This window comes from Bradyrhizobium sp. i1.15.2 (genome assembly GCF_040548425.1).
In the GTDB taxonomy this organism is placed as follows: Bacteria; Pseudomonadota; Alphaproteobacteria; order Rhizobiales; family Xanthobacteraceae; genus Bradyrhizobium; species Bradyrhizobium canariense.
This window is the reverse complement of the sequence record NZ_JBEPRQ010000082.1, coordinates 1-1,369: the sequence shown is the minus strand read 5'-3', so window position 1 is coordinate 1,369 and position 1,369 is coordinate 1. Positions and strand designations below refer to the sequence as shown.

The window sequence follows — 1,369 nt, the reverse complement described above, 5'->3', positions numbered from 1 at the left end:
CTGGCTCAGAGAACTCTTGTGCCTGTTCCTGATCCAGCTCTGGCGCACGCCCGCCTGTCCGGCCCCGCTCAATTCGGCTTCTTAACGGACGACTACATAGGGGAGGTGTTGCGCTCCAAGAAAGTTGTTATTCGGCTTACAATATTGGCTCTGACTAACGTTTGATGCAGTTTGGGGGTGCGTGGAGCTTTGATTGGAGGCATGCAGCAAGCACTCCACCGCTCCAGTCTGGTGCCGCGTGGGTTTGTTGCTCCCATCCCCTATCCATCTAACACTGGCGAATGATTCGATGCCAAACCCGGCCACGAACGACAAGTGCACGTATCTGGTGCGGCGGCAGCGCTGCAGGCAACAAAGACGAAGTAAACTATTGATCACGTTGGTGGGCCCAGGCAGGACTCGAACCTGCAACCAGACCGTTATGAGCGGGAAGGGAGCCCGCAGAACACTGAAAACCCTAATGAAATTGGCGATGATTAGTCGCGTCTGTTCGCGCTTGGTTGCGCCGTAGTATTGGTTATCGATTGGTTGGCGGCCCCTATCGCCGAGGCCGAACGCCCCGAGGGCCCGGCCCCTCCTGAAGTGCTCCCCAAAACTAGGCCAGCTGATGCTGGAATTTTCCGGGGTTTAGCTCATGCCGGCGGGGGCGCCGATGAGCCATTCAACAGCGATATCGGCGCCTGGTTGCCGATCGCGCTATGGGGCCGGACTTCGTCGTAGTCTCTACGCCAATCCTCCATTTTCTGCCGGGCGTCGTCAAGGCTCAGGAACCAGTGCATGTTCAGGCATTCGGTTCTGAACTTGCCGTTGAAGGATTCGATGAAGCTATTGTCCGTCGGCTTGCCGGGACGTGAGAAGTCGAGCACAACGCCTCTTTGATAAGCCCAGATGTCGAGATCGCGGGAGATGAACTCCGATCCCTGATCCACACGAATGCTCTTCGGGTAACCGACGGTTTTGCAGATGCGCTCCAGAGTCAGCACAACGTCCTCGCCTCGATAGCTGAACCGCGGATCGACCGCCGGCGAGAAGCGGCTGAAGATGTCGACAATCGTCAGCACGCGGAGTTTGCGGCCGGTGGCCAGCTGGTCGTGAACGAAGTCCATGGCCCAGGTCTCGTTGATCTGTTTGGCATCGGTTCGATCTTCTCGCAGCTTGGCCTTGACGCGGCGCTTGGGCGTTTTGTTGCGTAATTGCAGGCTCAATTCCCGGTACAGGCGATAGACCCGTTTGACGTTAACGGCCCAGCCCTCCCGTTGCAGCAGCACATGAATGGTACGCATACGACGAAGGCCGCCTGATTGACACATGCGCGCGAGCGCGGCGAGTTCTACGATGGCGTTGCGTGAAGGTCAGGCGGCTTGCTGAT

The 1,369-nt window shown here is 57.9% G+C and carries 1 pseudogene; it reads right to left on the bottom strand.

The features are described from left to right. Nucleotides 1–632: 632 nt before the first annotated feature. Nucleotides 633–1,280 (bottom strand): annotated as a pseudogene (locus ABIB80_RS39290) (IS3 family transposase); the annotation flags it as partial. Between the last annotated feature and the right edge of the window lie 89 nt (nt 1,281–1,369).